The 17188-nt window shown below is 70.8% G+C and carries 18 protein-coding genes; 12 read left to right on the top strand and 6 right to left on the bottom strand.

All coding sequences use genetic code 11. The annotated features are described in order from the left end of the window. Positions 1-13 precede the first annotated feature (13 nt). A complete protein-coding gene (locus tag B0I32_RS00490; RefSeq protein ID WP_106233966.1) occupies positions 14-433 on the bottom strand; it encodes a MarR family winged helix-turn-helix transcriptional regulator in 420 nt (139 codons plus the stop codon). A 99-nt stretch (positions 434-532) separates the two neighbouring features. On the opposite strand from B0I32_RS00490, the gene B0I32_RS00485 reads away from it, so the two are divergent. The 7 genes from B0I32_RS00485 to B0I32_RS00455 all read left to right on the top strand — a co-directional run bounded on the left by B0I32_RS00485 (position 533) and on the right by B0I32_RS00455 (position 6244). Next, the gene (locus tag B0I32_RS00485) at positions 533-2266 is read left to right on the top strand and encodes an ABC transporter ATP-binding protein (protein WP_245955424.1); all 1734 of its coding nucleotides are present in this window, start codon (positions 533-535) and stop codon (positions 2264-2266) included. A 197-nt stretch (positions 2267-2463) separates the two neighbouring features. Further along, positions 2464-2805 (top strand): hypothetical protein, encoded by a 342-nt coding sequence (locus tag B0I32_RS00480; protein WP_106233963.1) that lies wholly within the window; start codon positions 2464-2466, stop codon positions 2803-2805. A gap of 94 nt (positions 2806-2899) precedes the next feature. Continuing rightward, the gene (locus tag B0I32_RS00475) at positions 2900-3331 is read left to right on the top strand and encodes an Hsp20/alpha crystallin family protein (protein WP_106233961.1); all 432 of its coding nucleotides are present in this window, start codon (positions 2900-2902) and stop codon (positions 3329-3331) included. Positions 3332-3387: 56 nt separating this feature from the next. Next, complete coding sequence (locus tag B0I32_RS00470) at positions 3388-3699, top strand: MerR family transcriptional regulator (protein WP_106233959.1); 312 nt, start codon at positions 3388-3390, stop codon at positions 3697-3699. A gap of 86 nt (positions 3700-3785) precedes the next feature. After that, on the top strand, positions 3786-5327 hold the full coding sequence (locus B0I32_RS00465; RefSeq protein WP_106233958.1) for a gamma-glutamyltransferase family protein: 1542 nt from the start codon (positions 3786-3788) through the stop codon (positions 5325-5327). Between the two features lie 23 nt (positions 5328-5350). Then, positions 5351-5887 carry a hemerythrin domain-containing protein gene (locus B0I32_RS00460; protein ID WP_106233956.1) on the top strand — a complete coding sequence of 179 codons (537 nt, stop codon included), beginning with the start codon at positions 5351-5353 and terminating at the stop codon, positions 5885-5887. Positions 5888-5920: 33 nt separating this feature from the next. Then, a complete protein-coding gene (locus tag B0I32_RS00455) occupies positions 5921-6244 on the top strand; it encodes a DUF5709 domain-containing protein (RefSeq protein ID WP_245955422.1) in 324 nt (107 codons plus the stop codon). Here B0I32_RS00455 and B0I32_RS00450 read toward each other — a convergent pair. After that, complete coding sequence (locus tag B0I32_RS00450) at positions 6237-6875, bottom strand: HAD family hydrolase (protein ID WP_245955421.1); 639 nt, start codon at positions 6873-6875, stop codon at positions 6237-6239. The genes B0I32_RS00455 and B0I32_RS00450 overlap by 8 nt on opposite strands. Before the next feature lie 177 nt (positions 6876-7052). Here B0I32_RS00450 and B0I32_RS00445 point away from each other — a divergent pair, with 177 nt between their 5' ends. Beyond that, entirely contained in the window at positions 7053-7676 is a 624-nt protein-coding gene (locus B0I32_RS00445; RefSeq protein WP_106233951.1) for a Uma2 family endonuclease, read from the top strand. On the opposite strand, the gene hrpA is transcribed toward B0I32_RS00445, so the two are convergent. After that, entirely contained in the window at positions 7666-11538 is a 3873-nt protein-coding gene (gene hrpA, locus B0I32_RS00440) for an ATP-dependent RNA helicase HrpA (RefSeq protein WP_106233949.1), read from the bottom strand. The genes B0I32_RS00445 and hrpA overlap by 11 nt on opposite strands. A 93-nt stretch (positions 11539-11631) precedes the next feature. Then, positions 11632-12000, bottom strand: a complete 369-nt coding sequence (locus tag B0I32_RS00435) for a VOC family protein (RefSeq protein WP_106233947.1) — start codon at positions 11998-12000, stop codon at positions 11632-11634. Between the two features lie 59 nt (positions 12001-12059). Here B0I32_RS00435 and B0I32_RS00430 point away from each other — a divergent pair, with 59 nt between their 5' ends. Then, positions 12060-12497: a MarR family winged helix-turn-helix transcriptional regulator gene (locus tag B0I32_RS00430; RefSeq protein ID WP_106233945.1), complete on the top strand. Its 438-nt coding sequence runs from the start codon at positions 12060-12062 to the stop codon at positions 12495-12497. 94 nt (positions 12498-12591) lie between these two features. On the opposite strand, the gene ppgK is transcribed toward B0I32_RS00430, so the two are convergent. Next, the gene (gene ppgK / locus B0I32_RS00425) at positions 12592-13386 is read right to left on the bottom strand and encodes a polyphosphate--glucose phosphotransferase (protein WP_106233943.1); all 795 of its coding nucleotides are present in this window, start codon (positions 13384-13386) and stop codon (positions 12592-12594) included. A 119-nt stretch (positions 13387-13505) separates the two neighbouring features. Between ppgK and B0I32_RS00420 the strand changes: the two genes are divergently transcribed. Both B0I32_RS00420 and B0I32_RS00415 read left to right on the top strand, forming a co-directional pair. Continuing rightward, positions 13506-14654 (top strand): TIGR03118 family protein, encoded by a 1149-nt coding sequence (locus B0I32_RS00420; RefSeq protein ID WP_106233941.1) that lies wholly within the window; start codon positions 13506-13508, stop codon positions 14652-14654. 149 nt (positions 14655-14803) lie between these two features. Further along, positions 14804-15457 carry a TenA family protein gene (locus B0I32_RS00415; protein ID WP_245955418.1) on the top strand — a complete coding sequence of 218 codons (654 nt, stop codon included), beginning with the start codon at positions 14804-14806 and terminating at the stop codon, positions 15455-15457. Between the two features lie 105 nt (positions 15458-15562). On the opposite strand, the gene B0I32_RS00410 is transcribed toward B0I32_RS00415, so the two are convergent. Continuing rightward, complete coding sequence (locus B0I32_RS00410; RefSeq protein ID WP_106233938.1) at positions 15563-16141, bottom strand: HAD family hydrolase; 579 nt, start codon at positions 16139-16141, stop codon at positions 15563-15565. Between the two features lie 109 nt (positions 16142-16250). Here B0I32_RS00410 and B0I32_RS00405 point away from each other — a divergent pair, with 109 nt between their 5' ends. Further along, positions 16251-17069 carry a DUF4253 domain-containing protein gene (locus B0I32_RS00405; protein ID WP_106233936.1) on the top strand — a complete coding sequence of 273 codons (819 nt, stop codon included), beginning with the start codon at positions 16251-16253 and terminating at the stop codon, positions 17067-17069. Positions 17070-17188: the final 119 nt, after the last annotated feature.

The following is a 17188-nucleotide window of genomic DNA, read 5'->3' as shown; positions in this document are numbered from 1 at the left end:
GCCCCTGCGGCGGTCAGCCGAACTGGCTCTCCACCAGGGCCAGCAGCCCGGCGAGCTGCTCGCGCTGCTCCTCCGACAGGACCGCGAACAGCTCCTGCCCCGCCTCCCTGCGCGCCTCGCGGGCCTTGTCGGCCATGGCCCGCCCCTCGGCGGTGATCACGACGAGGGTCGAGCGGCGGTTGGCCGGATCGACCTCCCTGCGCACCAGCCCCGCCTCCTCCAGCGCGTCCACGACCGGCGTGAGCGAGCGCGGCACGATGTGCAGCCGGTCGGCCAGCCAGACCATCCTCGGCGGCCGCTCGGCCTCGGCGATGACCCGCAGCGCCCGCGCCTGACCGGGATTGAGCCCGAGCGGCTCCAGCCGGCGGGAGTAGCCGTGGCGCAGTCGCCGGCCGGCCAGGAACAAGAGCTCCGAGAGCTCCTTCTCTGCCATGGAGGTAAGTTTAGCCGGAACAAATATGAGTTAACCTCTGTTTGAGTCCACATCAGCAAGTCCGCATCAGGAAGTCCGCATCCACAAGGGGGGCTCCACTTGGAGGAGGAACCACGCGCGCCGCTGGGGCGCATCATCAGACTCTTCGGCGCCTACCGCGGCCGGCTGGCCGTCGTGGGCGCGCTCATCGTCCTGTCCTCGCTGGTGTCGCTGGCCTCGCCGTTCCTGCTGCGCGAGGTGCTGGACGTGGCCATCCCGGCCAGGGACGCCGGCCTGCTCACGCTGCTCGCCCTCGGCATGATCCTCGTGGCCGTCGTCACGACCGTGTTCGACACGCTGCAGACGCTCGTCTCCACCACCGTCGGCCAGCGGGTCATGCACGACCTGCGCATCGCCGTCTACGGCCACCTGCAGCGCATGTCACTGGCCTTCTTCACCAGGACGCGGACCGGCGAGGTGCAGTCGCGCATCGCCAACGACATCGGCGGCATGCAGGCGGTCGTCACCTCCACGGCCGCCTCCATCGTCTCCAACCTCACCACCGTGATCGCCACGATCGTGGCCATGGTCGCGCTCGACTGGCGGCTGACGGTGGTCTCGCTCGCGCTGCTGCCGGTGTTCGTGTGGATCAGCCGCAAGGTCGGCTCCGAGCGCAAGCGCATCACCGCCGAGCGCCAGCGCAAGCTGGCCGGCATCGCCTCCATGGTCCAGGAGTCGCTGTCGATCAGCGGGATCCTGCTGGGCCGGACGATGGGCCGCTCCGCCGAGCTGACCGAGCGCTTCGGCCGCGCCTCCGACGAGCTGGCCGAGCTGGGGGTGCGGACCAGCATGGCCGGGCGGTGGCGCCAGTCGTCGATCCAGCTCGTCATGGCCGCGATGCCGGCGATGATCTACTGGGCCGTCGGCCACACGGGCGCCATCTCCGTCGGCACGCTGGTGGCGTTCACCACGTTGCAGACCGGGCTGTTCCGGCCGATGGTCTCGCTGCTGCGGCTCGGGGTCGAGGTGCAGACGTCGCTGGCGCTGTTCGGGCGGATCTTCGAGTATCTCGACCTGCCGGTGGACATCCGTCCCGGCACGCGCGAGCTGACCGGCGTACGCGGTGAGGTCCGGTTCGAGCGGGTCGACTTCTCCTACGGCGACGCCCCCACGCTCACCGGCGTGGACCTCACCGTTCCCGCGGGCTCCAGCCTGGCCGTCGTGGGCGAGACCGGCTCCGGCAAGACCACGCTGAGCTACCTGCCGCCCCGCCTGTACGACGTCACCGGCGGCCGGGTCACGATCGACGGGGTGGACGTGCGGGAGCTGACCTTCGACACGCTGAGCGACGCCGTCGGGGTGGTCTCGCAGGAGACGTACCTCTTCCACGCCTCGATCGCCGACAACCTGCGTTTCGCCCGGCCCTCGGCCACGGACGAGGAGCTCGTGGCGGCGGCGCGGGCCGCGCGCATCCACGACCACATCGCCGCGCTGCCCGACGGCTACGACACCGTGGTGGGCGAGCGCGGCTACCGCTTCTCCGGGGGCGAGAAGCAGCGCCTGGCCATCGCCCGCACGCTGCTGCGCGACCCGCCGGTGCTGATCCTCGACGAGGCGACCAGCGCCCTGGACACCCAGACGGAGAAGGCGGTGCAGGAGGCGCTCGACACGCTGGCCAGGGGCCGTACCACGATCACGATCGCCCATCGCCTGTCCACCGTCCGCGACGCGGACCAGATCGTGGTGCTCGACCACGGGCGGATCGTCGAACGCGGCACCCACGCCGAGCTGATGGCCCGCGGCGGCCACTACGCGGCGCTGGTGAGCCGCGACCAGCCGCTCGAACTCGTCTGAATTCCCGCCGAACGTGCACTACCTCACCTTCCGGTCAGGCCGGACACTTGCTCGCGGAGGAGCGTGTTCATCCCCGCGTCGCACTGCCAAGGCAAGGACGCGTTCCGTCTCCCACCTCCTCCACGTTCAGAGCCCCGCGTCACCACAATCACCGGCTCTGGGCGGGAGCTGACGTCGTCTCCGTCACCGGTACCTGGATGCAGGTGCTCGGCGTCAACTGGCCCATCCTCACCCTGACCGGCTCGGCGACCAGCGTCGGGCTGAGCCTCGTCATGCAGGCGCTGCCCACGCTGGTGCTGGGCATGTGGGGCGGCGCGCTGGCCGGCGCGGCCCTGTCCATCGTCAGCGCCGGGGCGGGCGCGCTCGGCGGGCCGCCGCTCGGCCGGCTGAGCGACACGTTCGGGCCGCGGGCCGCGCTGGAGATCGGCGGCGTGGCCTGCGTGGCGGCGTCCCTGCTCGCGGCCGTGGGCCTGGCCAGGCCGTCCGGACGAACGGTCAAGCAGGCGATCCGGGTACGCCCCCGGCTGGAGAACGTCTGACTCCACGGACCACTTGCCCACACTCAGAGATGGAGCTAACCTGTAACTGAATTTGGAGGTTACCTCCGAAGCCGACGACAAGGAGGGTGGAAAAATGCTGCTGACCTCGATCGACCCCTTCTTCCAGGAGTTCGAGCGGCAGTTCGACCGGCTGACCCGGCAGGCCTTCGACAACGGCTCCGCCGCGATGCCGATGGACGGGCTCCGGCGCGCGGACGACGTGCTGCTGCGCTTCGACCTCCCCGGCATCGACCCCGACTCCATCGAGGTCACCGTCGACCGCGGCGTCCTCAGCGTCAGCGCCCGCCGCGAGGAGGAGATCGCCGACGACGAGCGGCTGTTCGTCCGTGAGCGCACGATGGGCACCTTCACCCGTCGGGTCTACCTGTCCGAGCACCTCGACAGCGACAAGATCGACGCGGGTTACGCCAACGGCGTGCTCACCGTCCGCATCCCCGTCCTCGAGCGGGCCAAGCCGCGCAAGGTCGAGATCCAGCGCGGGGAGACCAGGGCCATCAAGGCCTGAGCGACGGCACAGGGGGCGGGCCACGGCCCGCCCCCGCGCCATGAGGAGAGCACGACATGCCCGACCTGCCCATCGACAACGAGCACGCCCCCCTCTACTCCCTCGGGCAGGTGGCGGAGATGCTGCAGGTCCAGCACGCCTTCCTGCGGCGGCTCGACCAGCACGACGTCATCAGGCCGAGCCGGTCCAACGGCGGGCAGCGGCGTTACTCGCGTCACGACATCGTCATCGTGCGGCACGTCTCCCGGATGGCCGAGGAGGGGATGACGCTCATCGCCATCCGCCGCATCCTGGAGCTGGAGCAGGAGGTGGCCGCGCTGCGCCGCCAGCTCGACGAGGCCCGCGCCAGGCTGGGCGAGCAGGGGTGATCCTGAACCCGCGCCGATGCGCGGGCTCAGGCGGCTCCGCCAGCGGGCGTCCGGCGGCGGGCGCGCGGGCGCGTACGCTCTTGAACGTGCACAACACCAGATACGCGCCCTCCGGCATGGTGTGCAGCGTCGATCACCTGGCCTCTGCGGCCGGGCTGTCGATGCTGGAGCGCGGAGGGTCGGCCGCGGACGCGGCCATCGCGGCGAACGCCGTCCTGTCCGTCGTCGCCCCCCACATGTGCGGCCTGGGCGGCGACCTGTTCGCCCTCGTCCACGACGGCGGGGTGAGCGCGCTCAACGCCTCGGGCCGGGCGGGGTCGGGGGCCGACCCCGTCCGGCTGCGCGCCGAGGGCCACCGGCGCATGCCTCACCTGCACGACGTCAGATCGGTCCCGGTGCCCGGCTGCGTGGACGGCTGGGCCGCGCTGCACCAGCGCCACGGCCGCCTGCCCATGGCCGACCTGCTCGCCCCGGCGATCCGGCTGGCCGACGGCGGCTTCCCCGCCTCGCCGCTGATGGTGGCGGGCGCGCTCAACGCGGCCAGGCGGCCGGGCGGCTCCGACTTCGCCGGCGTACGCGCCGCGGGCGACCGGGTGACCAGGCCGGGCGTGGCCCGCGCGCTGCGGGCGGTGGCCGAGCGCGGCCGCGACGGCTTCTACCTGGGCGAGTTCGGACAGGGCCTGATCGGCCTGGGCGCGGGCGAATACACCGAGGCCGACCTGGCCACGCCGGGCGCCGACTGGGTCGAGCCGCTCAAGACGCGCGCGTACGGTCACGACGTCTGGTCGATGCCGCCCAACTCCCAGGGCTACCTGCTGCTGATGTCGCTGGCCATCGCCGACGGCCTCGACCTGCCCGCGTCGCCGCACCACCCCGCCTGGGCGCACCTGCTCGCCGAGGCCGCCAGGGTGGCCGGCCACGACCGGCTCGACCTGCTGCACGAGGGCGCCAAGGACCTGCTCGACCGGGACGAGATCGCCCGGCGACGGGCGCTCATCGACCCCCGTTCCCGGCTGCGCCTGCGTACCCCCGCCGAGCAGGGCGACACCACCTACCTGTGCGCGGTCGACGGCGACGGCATGGGCGTGTCGCTGATCCAGTCGAACGCGTCCGGGTTCGGCAGCATGGTGTTCGAACCCCGTACCGGGATCAATCTCCACAACCGCGGCATCGGCTTCTCACTCAAGCCCGGCCACCCCGCCGAGTACGGGCCCGGCCGGCGCCCGCCCCACACGCTCACCCCCGCGCTGATCACCCGCCGCGACGGCACGCTCAGAGCGGTCGCCGGCACGATGGGCGGCGACGCCCAGCCGCAGATCCTGCTGCAGGTCATCACCCGCCTGCTGCGGCACGGCGAGCAGCCGGGCCCGGCGCTGGCCGCACCGCGCTGGCGGCTCGGCACCGGCGGCACCGGGTTCGACACCTGGGAGGCGCCCGACGACGCCGTGCTCGACCTGGAGGAGGGCGGGAGCTGGGCCGACGGCCTCGGGGCGCTCGGGCACCGGGTGGCGGCGCTGCCGTCCGGGAGCTCGTTCGGCCACGCCCACGTGATCGACGTGCGCCCCGACGGCATGCTGGCCGGGGCCGCCGACCCCCGTTCGCTCGTCGGTTCCGCGATTGGACGCTGAACGCCGGGGTAGCGGGCGACACCATGGCTACGGACGTCATCACTCTCATCACGCAGGACCACAGGGTCGTGGAAGGCCTGTTCGAGCGGCTCAAGAAGAAGGAGGGCGACCAGAAGGCCATGGTCGCCGAGCTGCGCGCCCTCCTGATCGCGCACGCGCGGGCCGAGGAGGACCGGGTCTATCCGGGCATCGACGCCCACCACAGCGTCGAGGAGCACAAGGAGGCCGAGATCCTGCTCGACTCCCTCGTCCGGGCCCGGCCCGGCACGGCGGAGTTCGACCAGGCGCTCGACGACCTCATCGAGTCCATCAACCACCACGTCGAGGAGGAGGAGACCAAGCTCCTGCCCGCGCTGAAGAGCTCGGCCGACGCCAAGGAGCTGGAGCGGCTCGGCACGGCGTTCAAGCAGCGCAGGGCCGAGGAACTGGCCGCGCTCGGCTCCCCCGCCGAGCCCTCCAAGGCCGAGCTGTACGAGCAGGCGCAGCGGGCCGACATCCCCGGCCGGTCGCAGATGGACAAGGAAGAGCTGTCCCGGGCACTGGGAGAGAACAAGTTCTAGGATTCCGGACCGTACCCAGGGTAGGGATCACGTATGACCGAACTACCTCCGAACCGGTACGGAATGAGCGACGAGCAGGAGATCGAGGTCTCGGAGTGGACCGACGATCTCGGCCAGCGCCACGAGATCGTCGAGGACGACCCGCAGCGCCGGGACACCCTCGACGAGCGCCTGCGGCGTGAGGCCCCGGAACGGCTGCACGGGCCCCGCCCCAAGCACCGGCTGACCCAGCCGGACGAGGGGCTCGAACCGGACACGGAAGACGAGGAGATCGGGGAGGACGTGAACGGCGACGCCGACGACCTGTCGGCGGAGGAGCGCGCCGTCCGGATCGACCCCGACGACACCCTCACATGAGCCGCAGGGCGGGCAGGATCGCGTGCAGGTCGTCGACGATCACGTCGGCGGCCTGCGCCCGCGGCCGCTCGGCGTGCAGATAGCCCCACGGGCCACGGCGCAGCAGCGCGGTCCGCATGCCCGCCGCGGCGGCCGGGAGCACGTCGTTGTCGAGCCGGTCGCCCACGTAGAGGATCTCCCCAGGTTCGCGCCCCGCCACCGCCGCCACCTTGGCGAAGAAGCCGGGATCCGGCTTCTGGACGCCCCACCCGTCGGAGGTGTGCACGGAGTCGGCCGGCAGGTCCATGGCCACCAGCGCGTCATAGGCGCGGCGCGGCTGGTTGCCGGCGATGATCACCTGGTACCCGGCCGCGCGGATGGCGGCCAGCGCCTCGCGTACGTCGGGATAGAGGTCGCCGGCGTCGAAGTGATTGCGCAGCCCGCCGGGGTCGTCCCGCTCCCAGGCGGCCTCCTCGGCCACGAGGTCCACGCCGGGGCAGACGAGGTGGAAGGCGTCGCTGTGCGGGCGGTCCAGCGCGGCCATGCCGCCGAGCGCGCCCATCAGCAGGAAGTGGCTGACGCCGAGCCGCTCGGCCCAGCGTGACCAGATGCGCGTCTCACTGATCAACGTCTCGCCGACGTCAAACACCACTGCCTTGACCATCGCTCCCCCTGCTCATCTGCTTTCTTCACCGGACAAGTCCGGCAATACCACCAAGCAGGATCATTTCACGCGGCCGGAGCACGATGCGAAGGCCGGTTCGAGTCGCACGACCCGGCCCTTGGTGGAATACTTAGCGTGCCCGTTCGAACACGAAGGGATAGTTCGATGGTAGCCATGATGATCGAGTCTCCGGCAATCCAGCCCGAGGAGAGCAGCGAGCACATGCCACAACCCTCAGCAAACACGCCAAGAACCGCAAGAGAGCTGTTCGATGCCCTACCCCCCCTCCCCGGTTTCCGGGCCGAGGTCATCGAAGGGAAACTGATCGTGAGCCCGCTCGGCACCCCGGAGCACCACTGGGCCTCCGCAGATCTGCACGACGCGTTCTATCCACTCCGCAAGGAACGCGGCTGGGTCGGATCACCGCAAGGGCCAGGAATCTGTATCCAAGGCCCGCGAGACGCGCTTTCGCCCGACTATGTGCTAACACACGAGAAATGCGAGCGGTGGGGCAATGAGCTGCTCTCTTCAGGAGTGATCCTGGTTGCCGAGATCGTTTCACCAAGCAGCGTTTACGCAGATCGAGAGGAGAAGCCCCGCCTCTACGCGCTCGGCAAGATTCCGATCTACCTTCTCATCGACCCCATCGCTCCATCACCCACGGTCACCGTCTACTGCGACATCGTCGACGGGAAATATCGCCACGCCCTGTCCGAATCCATGGGAAAGGTGGTCCTGCTGCCCGATCCCATCAGATTCGAACTCGACACCTCCATGATCAGGGTGTGAGTTTCTCCATCGCCTTCGCGATCCGCTTCTCCGACACGGGGGTCGGGGTGCCGAGCGTCTGGGCGAAGAAGCTCACCCGCAACTCCTCGATCATCCACCGGATCTCCACCACGTCCGGATCCGTCCGCCGCGCCGGATGCAGCTTGTCCAGCACGTCCTGATAGTCGTCCTCGACCTTGTGCACCCGGTCCATCCACTCCTGGTCCCGCCACGGCTCCTCGGGGAGCTTCGACAGGCGGCGGTCGACGGCCCGCAGATAGCGCAGGATGTCCGGCAGCCGACGGCTGCCCGTCGCCGTGACGAAACCGGCGAACACCAGCCTGCCGAGCTGGTCGCGTACGTCGTCGGTGGCCGCGCTCGGCCGCAGCGCGTCGAGGCGGGCGCCCGCCTCGTGCCAGACGCTGAGAATCTGCTCCACCCTGGCCAGCACGTCGCGTGCCGTGTCGTAGAGGTGGGCGCGTACGTGCTGGTAGAGCCGGTCGAAACCGACCGGGTCCCAGGCGGGGCCGCCCACGTCCAGCATCAGCTTGTCGACGGCCGCGTCGACCACGTCGTCGAACAGCGCCACCGCGCCGCCGTGCGGGCTGCGTGACAGCGCCAGCTTGGCCTGGTTGGACAGGCCGCCGAGCAGGGACTTGGCCGGGTTGGTGACGTTGAGCATGAGCAGCCGGCGCACGCCGGGCCAGTGGGAGCGGCGCTGCTCGGCCTGCGTCTCGAAGATCTTGATGGAGACCGAGTCGCCCGCGTCCACCAGCGCCGGATAACCCTTCATCCGGCCCTGTTCGAACACCTTGGGCAGGGTGCCGAAGCTCCACGTGTGCAGGCCGGTCTGCTCCAGGTCGTCGCCGGCCTGGGAGAGCGTCTGACGCAGGCGCGGCGCGAGCCGCCGCTTGAGCGCGTCGAGGTCCTTGTCCTCGGCCACGGTGCGCTTGCGCTCGTCGATCACCCGGTACGTGATCCGCAGGTGATCGGGCACCTGGTCGAGCTGCCAGGCCTCGCGCGGCACGCGGATGCCGGTGAGCCGCAGCAGCTCGCGCTCCACGGCCGCCAGCAGCGGCTCACCGCCCTGCGCGACCCCGGCGAGCACCTGCTTGGCGTAGTTGGGGGCGGGGACGAAGTTGCGGCGCAGGTGCTTGGGCAGCGACCGGATGAGCGCGGTGATGAGCTCTTCGCGCAACCCGGGGATCTGCCAGTCGAAGCCGTCGGCGTTGACCTGGTTGAGCACCTGGAGCGGCACGTGCACGGTGACGCCGTCGGCGTCGGCCCCCGGCTCGAACTGGTAGGTCAGCTTCATTCGCTGGCCGAGCTGTTTCCAGGTGTCGGGGTAGTCGCGGGCGCTGATGTCGGCACCCTCGTTGACCAGCATCTCGGGCGAGAACGCGAGCAGGTCCGGCTGCTCCTTGCCGGCCTTCTTCCACCAGGAGTCGAAGTGGCGGGCGGAGACCACGTCGGCCGGCACCCGCTGGTCGTAGAAGTCGTAGAGCGCCTCGTCGTCGACCATGATGTCGCGGCGGCGGGCGCGGTTCTCCAGCTCCTCGACCTCGCCGAGCAGCCGGCGGTTGTCCTTGAGGAACCTGTGGTGGGTGTCCCAGTCGCCTTCGACCAGCGCGTGCCTGATGAACAGCTCACGCGACAGGTCGGGGTCGATCCGGCCGTAGTTGACCTTGCGCCCGACCACGAGCGGCACGCCGTAGAGGGTGACCTTCTCCAGGGCGATCACCGCGCCCTGGTTCTTCTCCCAGTGCGGCTCGGAGTAGGTGCGTTTGACCAGGTGCTGGGCGAGCGGCTCGACCCAGTCGGGCTCGATCTTGGCGTTGACCCTGGCCCAGAGGCGCGAGGTCTCGACCAGCTCGGCCGACATGAGCCACTGCGGCTGTTTCTTGGCCAGCGTCGAGCCGGGGAAGACGGCGAAGCGGGCGTTGCGGGCGCCGAGGTATTCCTGGATCGGCCTGCGGCCGTCCTGGCCGCGCTGCTTGTCGATGACGTCCTTGACGCCGATGTGCGACAGCAGCCCGACGAGCAGGGACACGTGCACGTGGTACGGCTGCGCGGGCTGGCTGTTGGGCTGCGCCCCGAGCGACTGGCGTACCTGGCTGTAGATGTCCTGCCACTCGCGGACGCGCAGGTAGTTGAGGAACTCGGCCTTGCACAGCCGCCGGAACGCGCTGGACGACAGCTCCTTCTGCTTGTCGCGCAGGTAGTTCCACAGGTTGAGGTAGGCCATGAAGTCGGACTCGGGGTCGGCGAAGCGGCGGTGCTTCTCGTCGGCCTGCTGCTGCTTCTCGGCGGGCCGCTCGCGCGGATCCTGGATCGACAGCGCGGCGGCGATCACCATGACCTCGCGCAGGCAGCCGTTCTTCTCCGCTTCGAGCACCATGCGGCCCAGGCGCGGGTCCACCGGGAGCTGGGCCAGCTTGCGGCCGACGCCGGTGAGGTTGCCGTGGGCGTCGAACGCGCCCAGCTCGTGCAGCAGGTTGACGCCGTCCTTCACCTGGCGGCGGTCCGGCGGCTCGACGAACGGGAACGCCTCGATGTCGCCGAGCCCGATCGAGGTCATCTGCAGGATGACGGAGGCCAGGTTGGTGCGCAGGATCTCGGGGTCGGTGAACTCCGGCCGGTTGAGGAAGTCCTCCTCCTCGTAGAGCCGGACGCAGATGCCGTCGGAGGTGCGGCCCGAGCGGCCCTTGCGCTGGTTGGCGCTGGCCTGCGAGATCGGCTCGATGGGCAGGCGCTGCACCTTGGTGCGGTGGCTGTAGCGGGAGATGCGGGCGAAGCCGGGGTCGACGACGTATTTGATGCCGGGGACGGTGAGCGAGGTCTCGGCCACGTTGGTGGCCAGCACGACGCGGCGGCCGGTATGGCGCTGGAAGACGCGGTGCTGCTCGGCGGCGCTGAGCCGGGCGTAGAGCGGCAGCACCTCGGTGTTGCGCAGCTGCGCCTTGCCCAGCGCGTCGGCGGCGTCGCGGATCTCCCGCTCGCCCGACAGGAACACCAGGATGTCGCCGGGGCCCTCGCTGATCAGCTCGCGGCAGGCGTCGACGATGCCCTGCGTCTGGTCGTCGTCGTCGGCCAGCGGGCGGTAGCGCACCTCGACCGGGTAGGTGCGGCCGGACACCTCGATGATCGGCGCGTCGTCGAAGTGGCGGGAGAAGCGCTCGGGGTCGATGGTCGCGCTGGTGATGATGACCTTGAGGTCGGGGCGCTTGGGCAGCAGCTGCTTGACGTAGCCGAGGATGAAGTCGATGTTGAGGCTGCGCTCGTGGGCCTCGTCGATGATCAGCGTGTCGTACTGGTCGAGCATGCGGTCGTTCTGCAGCTCGGCCAGCAGGATGCCGTCGGTCATGAGCTTGACCAGGGTGCGCTCGCTCGCCTGGTCGGTGAAGCGGACCTTGTAGCCGACCACCTCGCCGAGGCCGGTGCCGAGCTCCTCGGCGATGCGCTCGGCGACCGTGCGGGCGGCGATGCGGCGGGGCTGGGTGTGGCCGATCAGCCCGCGCACGCCCCGGCCCAGCTCCAGGCAGATCTTGGGGATCTGGGTGGTCTTGCCCGAGCCCGTCTCACCGGCGATGATCACGACCTGGTGGTCGCGGATGGCCGCCAGGATGTCGTCCTTGCGCTGCGACACGGGCAGGTTTTCGGGATAGGTCACGGTCGGCACGGCCGCGCGTCGCCGTACCAGCCGCTGTTCGGCCCGCTCCACGTCGGCGAGGATCTCCGCGACGATCTTGTCCCGGGTGTCCCGGGAGCGGACCCGGCGCATGCCGTCGAGCCTGCGCCGCAGGCGCCGCTGGTCGCGGGGCATGAGGTCGGGCAGGCGGGACTGGAGCTCGGCTATCGGAGAGGACAACGAAGGAGTTCCCATACTGCTTTCAGGATATTTGAGCTCCGTGTCCCCGGAGCCAACCGCCCATGGTGCCCCACGGGACCGGCCGCTCGCACCTCAATATCGCCGAGTCTAGCGATCGTGAATGGTGATCACGTAGCCGTCGGGGTCGGCGAGGCTGAACGTCCGCCCGAAGGGGCTGTCGGCGGGCGGCGCCACGATCGGCACGCCGTCCGCCTTGAGGTCGTCGTGCAGGCGCTGCGCGTCCCCGGCCGCGGCCGTCGCGAGCCAGAGCACCACGCCGGTGCCCGGGCGCTCCGGCAGCTCCACGCCAGGGAGCGGTTCGCGGACGGCGAAGGCGATCGGCTCGGTGGCGAAGACGACGGCGTTCGGCGGGCCGCCGGGGGCCCGCTTCAGGCCGAGGCGCTTCTCGTAGAATTCGGCGGACCTGGCGAGGTCGCGCACTTGCAGGGCGACGAAGTCGATTCCGGTGACGGACATGGCACTCCCCTTTGAATGTCAGGACTTTGACATCCAGAAGCTTATGTCAGAATGCTGACATGATGCAACAAGACCTGGGCCGCAGCATCGGCTACCAGCTCAAACGGGCGCAGGCCGCCCTGCGGGCGACCATGGACGGCGCGCTGCGCCCGCACGGACTCACCACGCCGCAGTACTCGTGCCTGGAGCAGCTGCGGCTGCGGCCGGGGCTGTCGAACGCGGAGCTGGCGCGCGGGGTGTTCGTGACCCGGCAGTCGATGAACGTGCTGCTGCGCGGCCTGGAGGAGGCGGGGCTGGTGGAGCGGCCCGCGACGGCCCCCTCGGGACGCGCGCTGCCCACGCGCCTGACGGAGGCGGGGGCGCGGGTCCTGGCGGCGGCCAAGGCCGACGTGTCGGCGATCGAACACCGTATGACGGCGGTCATGGACCCGGCCCAGGCACAGGCGTTCGTGACCCAGCTCGCCGCGATGGCCGACGCCCTGTCGACGCCCCCTTGAGCCGGGTCGCCCCTTGAGCCCGGTCGCCCGCGACTCGACCGCGTCCGCCGGCGCCGTGGATCGGGCCGGCCCGCCGCTCAGGCCCGGCCGCGGCTCAGGTCCGGCCGGCCGCTTTCTGGCGGCCTGCCGGCTTCGCGCCGCCCGCCGCCCTCGTACGGCCGGGCGTCTTCGCGGGAGTGGCGGCGGCGTGGGCGGCGCCGATGATGCCGGCCTCGTTCTGCAGCCCCGCGGGCACCACCGGCGTGTCGAGGCGCACGTGCGGCAGGAACTTGTCGGCCTTCTTGCTGACCCCGCCCCCGATCACGATCAGCGACGGCGAGAAGAGCATCTCGACGTGCCGCAGGTATTCCTGCACCCGCCCGGCCCACTTCTCCCAGCTCAGGTCGTGCTCCTCCCGGGCCCGCGCGGACGCCCGGTGCTCGGCGTCCTTGCCGTGCACCTCAAGATGCCCGAGCTCGGTGTTGGGCACCAGCACGCCGTCCACGAACAGCGCGCTGCCGATGCCCGTGCCGAACGTCAGCACCAGCACGACCCCGCGCCGGTCCCGCCCCTCCCCGAACCGCATTTCGGCCAGGCCCGCGGCGTCGGCGTCGTTGAGCACCGTGGCCCCGCCGAACAGCCCGGCGGCGTCCACGCCGATCCACGAGCGGTCCACGTTCGCGGCGGACCTGATCACGCCGTCCGCCACGACTCCGGGAAAGGTCACCCCGACGCGGCCCTTCCAGCCGAAATGCTCGACGATCGAGGCCACGACATGGGCCACGGCGTCGGGCGACGACGGCTCGGGTGTCGGGATGCGCAGCCGGTCTTCCAGCAGCTCACCGGCTTTCGTGTCGACCGGCGCCCCCTTGATGCCGGAGCCGCCGATGTCGATGCCGAGGACGTTCATGGTTGTGCATCTCCCCCGCCTGGCGCGGAACACTCCCGTCCGGCCAATTCCGGCCCCGGCTGAACCCGCCTCCGGCCCGCCGCGTATCACCCGTCACAAGCGCTAACTAGGAGGCTCGGATGCGGCCACGCATCATCACACTCTGCGCTGTTGCGGTCGTCTTGGGAGCGACTCTCACCACTCCCGCACACGCCACCACCAGGACGCGATTCGACGTCATCAACCTTGTGTCGGACGTCAAGGGCAAAGCCCCTGTCACCGACCCCAAGGTCGTCAACCCTTGGGGCCTGGCCATGGGCAAGACACTCTGGGTGTCGAACACCGGCACCGGAAGCGCCACCGTCTACTCCGGCACGGGCCGGAAGGAGAAGACGGAGGTGGCCATTCCGGGCGGGGCCCCGACGGGCCAGGTGTTCAACCCGGGCGACGGCTTCACCGTCAAGGGCAAGCCCGCCTCGTTCATCTTCTCCAGCCCGAGCGGCGCCATCTCCGGATGGAACGCGGAGGTCGACCCGGCGAACGCGATCATCGCGGCCTTCACCCGGGGCGCCGACTACAAGGGGCTGGAGCTCGTCCAGACCGAGGACGACGAGGCCTTCCTGCTGGCCGCGGACTTCGCCGGCGGACGCATCCACGCCTTCGACGAGGACTTCAAGCGCATCCGCCTGGCCAGCTGGCAGTTCAGGGACCGGGCACTGCCCGAGGGCTACAACGCCTACAACGTCGCGGTGGCCAACGGCAGCGTCTGGGTGTCCTACGCCCTGCGTGACCCGGCCACCGGCAAGCCGGTCTTCGGCAAGGGCAAGGGCTTCGTCAGCCGCTTCAACGCCACCGGCCGCCTGACCGGGCGCATCTCCAGGGTGGGGCTCAACGCCCCCTGGGGCATCACCGCCGCGCCCAAGGGCTGGCGTCAGTACGCCGGCGCGCTGCTGATCGGCAACTTCGGCGACGGGACCGTGCACGCCTACAAGCGCAACCGGCACCTCGGCGCGATCGCCGGCTCGGACGGCAGGGCGATCGTGCTGCCCGGCCTGTGGGACCTCGAACCCGGCACCGCGGCCACCGGCGGCGAGAGCTCGCTGTGGTTCTCCGCCGGCATCGACGGCACCAAGCACGGCCTGATCGGCGTGATCGCGCCGCAGGGCACGAAGGTGAGCTCCAACGGGGCGGCGGGCACGCCGTCCAGCAGACCGACGCATTCGTCGGGCCATCGGACGAGCGCTCCCAAGACCCCGTCGTCCTCCCAGAATCCGTACGGCGGGTACTGACAGGGCGCTCGGTCGCCGCCGCCCTCGGCCAGGCGAGAAGCGCAGCTCGCCGTAGTACGGCGGGGGCGGCGGTCACTCGGGGTTTCCGGCGCGGCCGGCGCGAGCCGCGCCGGAAACGACCCCGGCGAACGCGAGTTACAGTCGGGGCCGTGAGTGAGCGAATGTTCAGCGAGTGGCTCAGGCGACAGTGCGAGGCCGAGTGGACGGCGGTGGTGACCCACCCGTTCGCGACGGCGATCAACGAGGGAACGGTGCCCGACGACGCGTTGCGGCGCTATCTGGAGCAGGACTTCCAGTTCGTCGACTCCTTCACGGCGCTGCTCGGGGCGGCCGTGGCCGCCGCCGACACGTTCGAGGCCCGGGTGCCGTACGGGAAGTTCCTCGGGCAGGTGGCAACCACCGAGGAGAAGACGTACTTCCACCGGGCGCTGGCCGAGCTGGGCGGGCGCACCGACGCCCCGCTCGAACCGGTGACGGCGGCGTTCAGAGGACTGATGGACGAGGTACGCGCCTCTCAGGACTACCTGCTCGTCGCCGCGGTGTTGTGCGTGGCCGAGTGGTGTTACCTGGGCTGGGCCTCGCGGGCCCGTGAGCCGCTGCCCGAGCGCTTCGTGCACCGGGAGTGGATCGAACTGCACGAGGGCGCGGAGTTCCGCGCCTGGGTGGGCTTCCTGCGCGGCGAGCTCGACCGGCTGGGCGAGGGCCTGGCGGAGGAGCGGCGCCAGGAGGTGCTCGGCGTGTTCCGCCGGGCCGTGGAGCTGGAGCGCGCCTTCTTCGACATGGCCGCCGATCACGCGGGCTGACCGGCCGCGGCACGACCGTGGGCGGCGCGGCCCGGAACGTGACGCCGGGCTGACCGGCGAACATGGCCGCGCGGTGCGGCCAGGAAGGTGACCGCGGCCGTGCGGTCAGCCGAGGACCGCCGCCAGGTCGTGGAATGACCGATAGTGGACGCCGGTCATTCCGAGCGTCCTGGCGGCTTCCACGTTCGGCAGCCGGTCGTCGACGAACAGGCAGCGCTCGGGCGTGACCCCCGCCCGCTCGGCCGCGATCTCGTAGATGCGCGGGTCGGGCTTGGCCACGCCGACCCTGGCACTGCTGACCACGTCGTCGGCGAAGTAGGTGAGCCCCAGCCGGTCGAGGTGCTGCTCCAGGGTGTCCATGGCATTGGTCACGATGATCACCGGCACGCGCTGCTGCGCCCTGGCCAGCAGCTCCCTGACCTGCTCGTCCACCCAGAACTCGACCCGAATGAACTCCGCCACCGCCGCGCGGGCCCGCTCGTCCCCGCCGAGCGCCACGGCGATCGACTCGGCCCACTGCTCCTCGGTGACCTGGCCGAGCGTGGGCGGCATGATCAGCTCGGGGTCGAAGGCCGTCTTCATCAGCGGCAGGCCGTAACGGGCCTCGATGTCGGCCTGGGCCGCGTGGTCGAAGTGGCGGAGCACACCGTCGAGGTCCGAGAGGACCGCGTCAAAGGGGAACACAGCTCACCATTCTGCCCCGTAAGGGGAGTGATGGGGCCTGTCACAGGTGCTGAGGCGACCGTCGGCACTACCATCTCCGAGACAGGGTTCGGTATCGGAACGGTAGGGCATGAGCGATCTCCGGCTGCCACGTGAGCTGTGCCAGCTGTTCGCCGACGGAGGCGAGGGGCGGCGGCTGCCCGTGGAGCTGCCTCCCGGTGACGTCGTCTGGCCTGACCCCGGCTACACCGGGCACGGGGAGGCGTCGCGGCCGGCGTTCTGGATGAGCGACGAGCCGATCAGTGCCGCCGCGTGGTCGCTGATGCGGGAGTGGCATCCGCACAGCGGCCTGTGGCCGCTGCTGCTGGACGAGTCGGCGCAGCCGTGGGGGGTCGGGCAGATAATCCCGGACGATCCCCGTCAGATCGAACACTTCACCGCCGAGGGGTTCATGACCGAGGTGTGGCAGGAGTGGGTGGCCCAGATGCCGCAGGACGCGCTGGAGGAGCTGGAGCCGTACGGCGCGATCTGCCCGGGACCGGCGGCCCCCGGCGTGCTGAAGGCGGACCCCGAGGCGGTCGCCGACTGGCTGGCGGGCGAGCTGGCGGTCAAGGGGATGCCGCTCGGCCTGGTCGCCGCGGGCAGGAGCGCGGACGCGCTGACGATCATGGGCTGGCAGGGGGCGCTGCACCACAACGAGTGGATGGTGCCGATGGCGGCCGTGGTGCGCAGCTGGGAGGACCGGTTCGGGGCGCGGGTGGTGGGCGTCGGGTTCAACACCCTCGATCTGAGCGTGGCGGCGCCGCCGGTCGATGCCGAGCACGCGTTACAGGTGGCGGCCGAGCACTGGACGTTCTGCCCGGACAACGTCGTTCAGGGACCCGGCGACCTGCAGAGCTACGCCGAGCAGATCATCGGGGCGCACGCCTGGTCGTTCTGGTGGGACTGAACCTCCCACGACCGGGCATCCTGTGGCTGAGCCCCCCACTACCGGGCTTCCCGCGACCGGGCATCCCGTGTCCGGCGCGCCGGACGACCGTGCCGAGCCGGCCGACCCGGCCCTCGCGC

Origin of the sequence: Nonomuraea fuscirosea, assembly GCF_003001935.1 — a bacterium.
In the GTDB taxonomy this organism is placed as follows: Bacteria; Actinomycetota; Actinomycetes; order Streptosporangiales; family Streptosporangiaceae; genus Nonomuraea; species Nonomuraea fuscirosea.
This window is presented reverse-complemented; position numbering and strand designations above follow the sequence as displayed.

Bases quoted from the DNA above. Each gene is read 5' to 3' on its own strand.
- B0I32_RS00490 (WP_106233966.1), bottom strand. From the start codon at position 433: ATGGCAGAGAAGGAGCTCTCGGAGCTCTTGTTCCTGGCCGGCCGGCGA.
- B0I32_RS00480 (WP_106233963.1), top strand. From the start codon at position 2,464: ATGCAGGTGCTCGGCGTCAACTGGCCCATCCTCACCCTGACCGGCTCG.
- B0I32_RS00475 (WP_106233961.1), top strand. From the start codon at position 2,900: ATGCTGCTGACCTCGATCGACCCCTTCTTCCAGGAGTTCGAGCGGCAG.
- B0I32_RS00470 (WP_106233959.1), top strand. From the start codon at position 3,388: ATGCCCGACCTGCCCATCGACAACGAGCACGCCCCCCTCTACTCCCTC.
- B0I32_RS00460 (WP_106233956.1), top strand. From the start codon at position 5,351: ATGGCTACGGACGTCATCACTCTCATCACGCAGGACCACAGGGTCGTG.
- B0I32_RS00455 (WP_245955422.1), top strand. From the start codon at position 5,921: ATGACCGAACTACCTCCGAACCGGTACGGAATGAGCGACGAGCAGGAG.
- B0I32_RS00445 (WP_106233951.1), top strand. From the start codon at position 7,053: ATGGTAGCCATGATGATCGAGTCTCCGGCAATCCAGCCCGAGGAGAGC.
- hrpA (WP_106233949.1), bottom strand. From the start codon at position 11,538: ATGGGAACTCCTTCGTTGTCCTCTCCGATAGCCGAGCTCCAGTCCCGC.
- B0I32_RS00435 (WP_106233947.1), bottom strand. From the start codon at position 12,000: ATGTCCGTCACCGGAATCGACTTCGTCGCCCTGCAAGTGCGCGACCTC.
- B0I32_RS00430 (WP_106233945.1), top strand. From the start codon at position 12,060: ATGATGCAACAAGACCTGGGCCGCAGCATCGGCTACCAGCTCAAACGG.
- ppgK (WP_106233943.1), bottom strand. From the start codon at position 13,386: ATGAACGTCCTCGGCATCGACATCGGCGGCTCCGGCATCAAGGGGGCG.
- B0I32_RS00420 (WP_106233941.1), top strand. From the start codon at position 13,506: ATGCGGCCACGCATCATCACACTCTGCGCTGTTGCGGTCGTCTTGGGA.
- B0I32_RS00405 (WP_106233936.1), top strand. From the start codon at position 16,251: ATGAGCGATCTCCGGCTGCCACGTGAGCTGTGCCAGCTGTTCGCCGAC.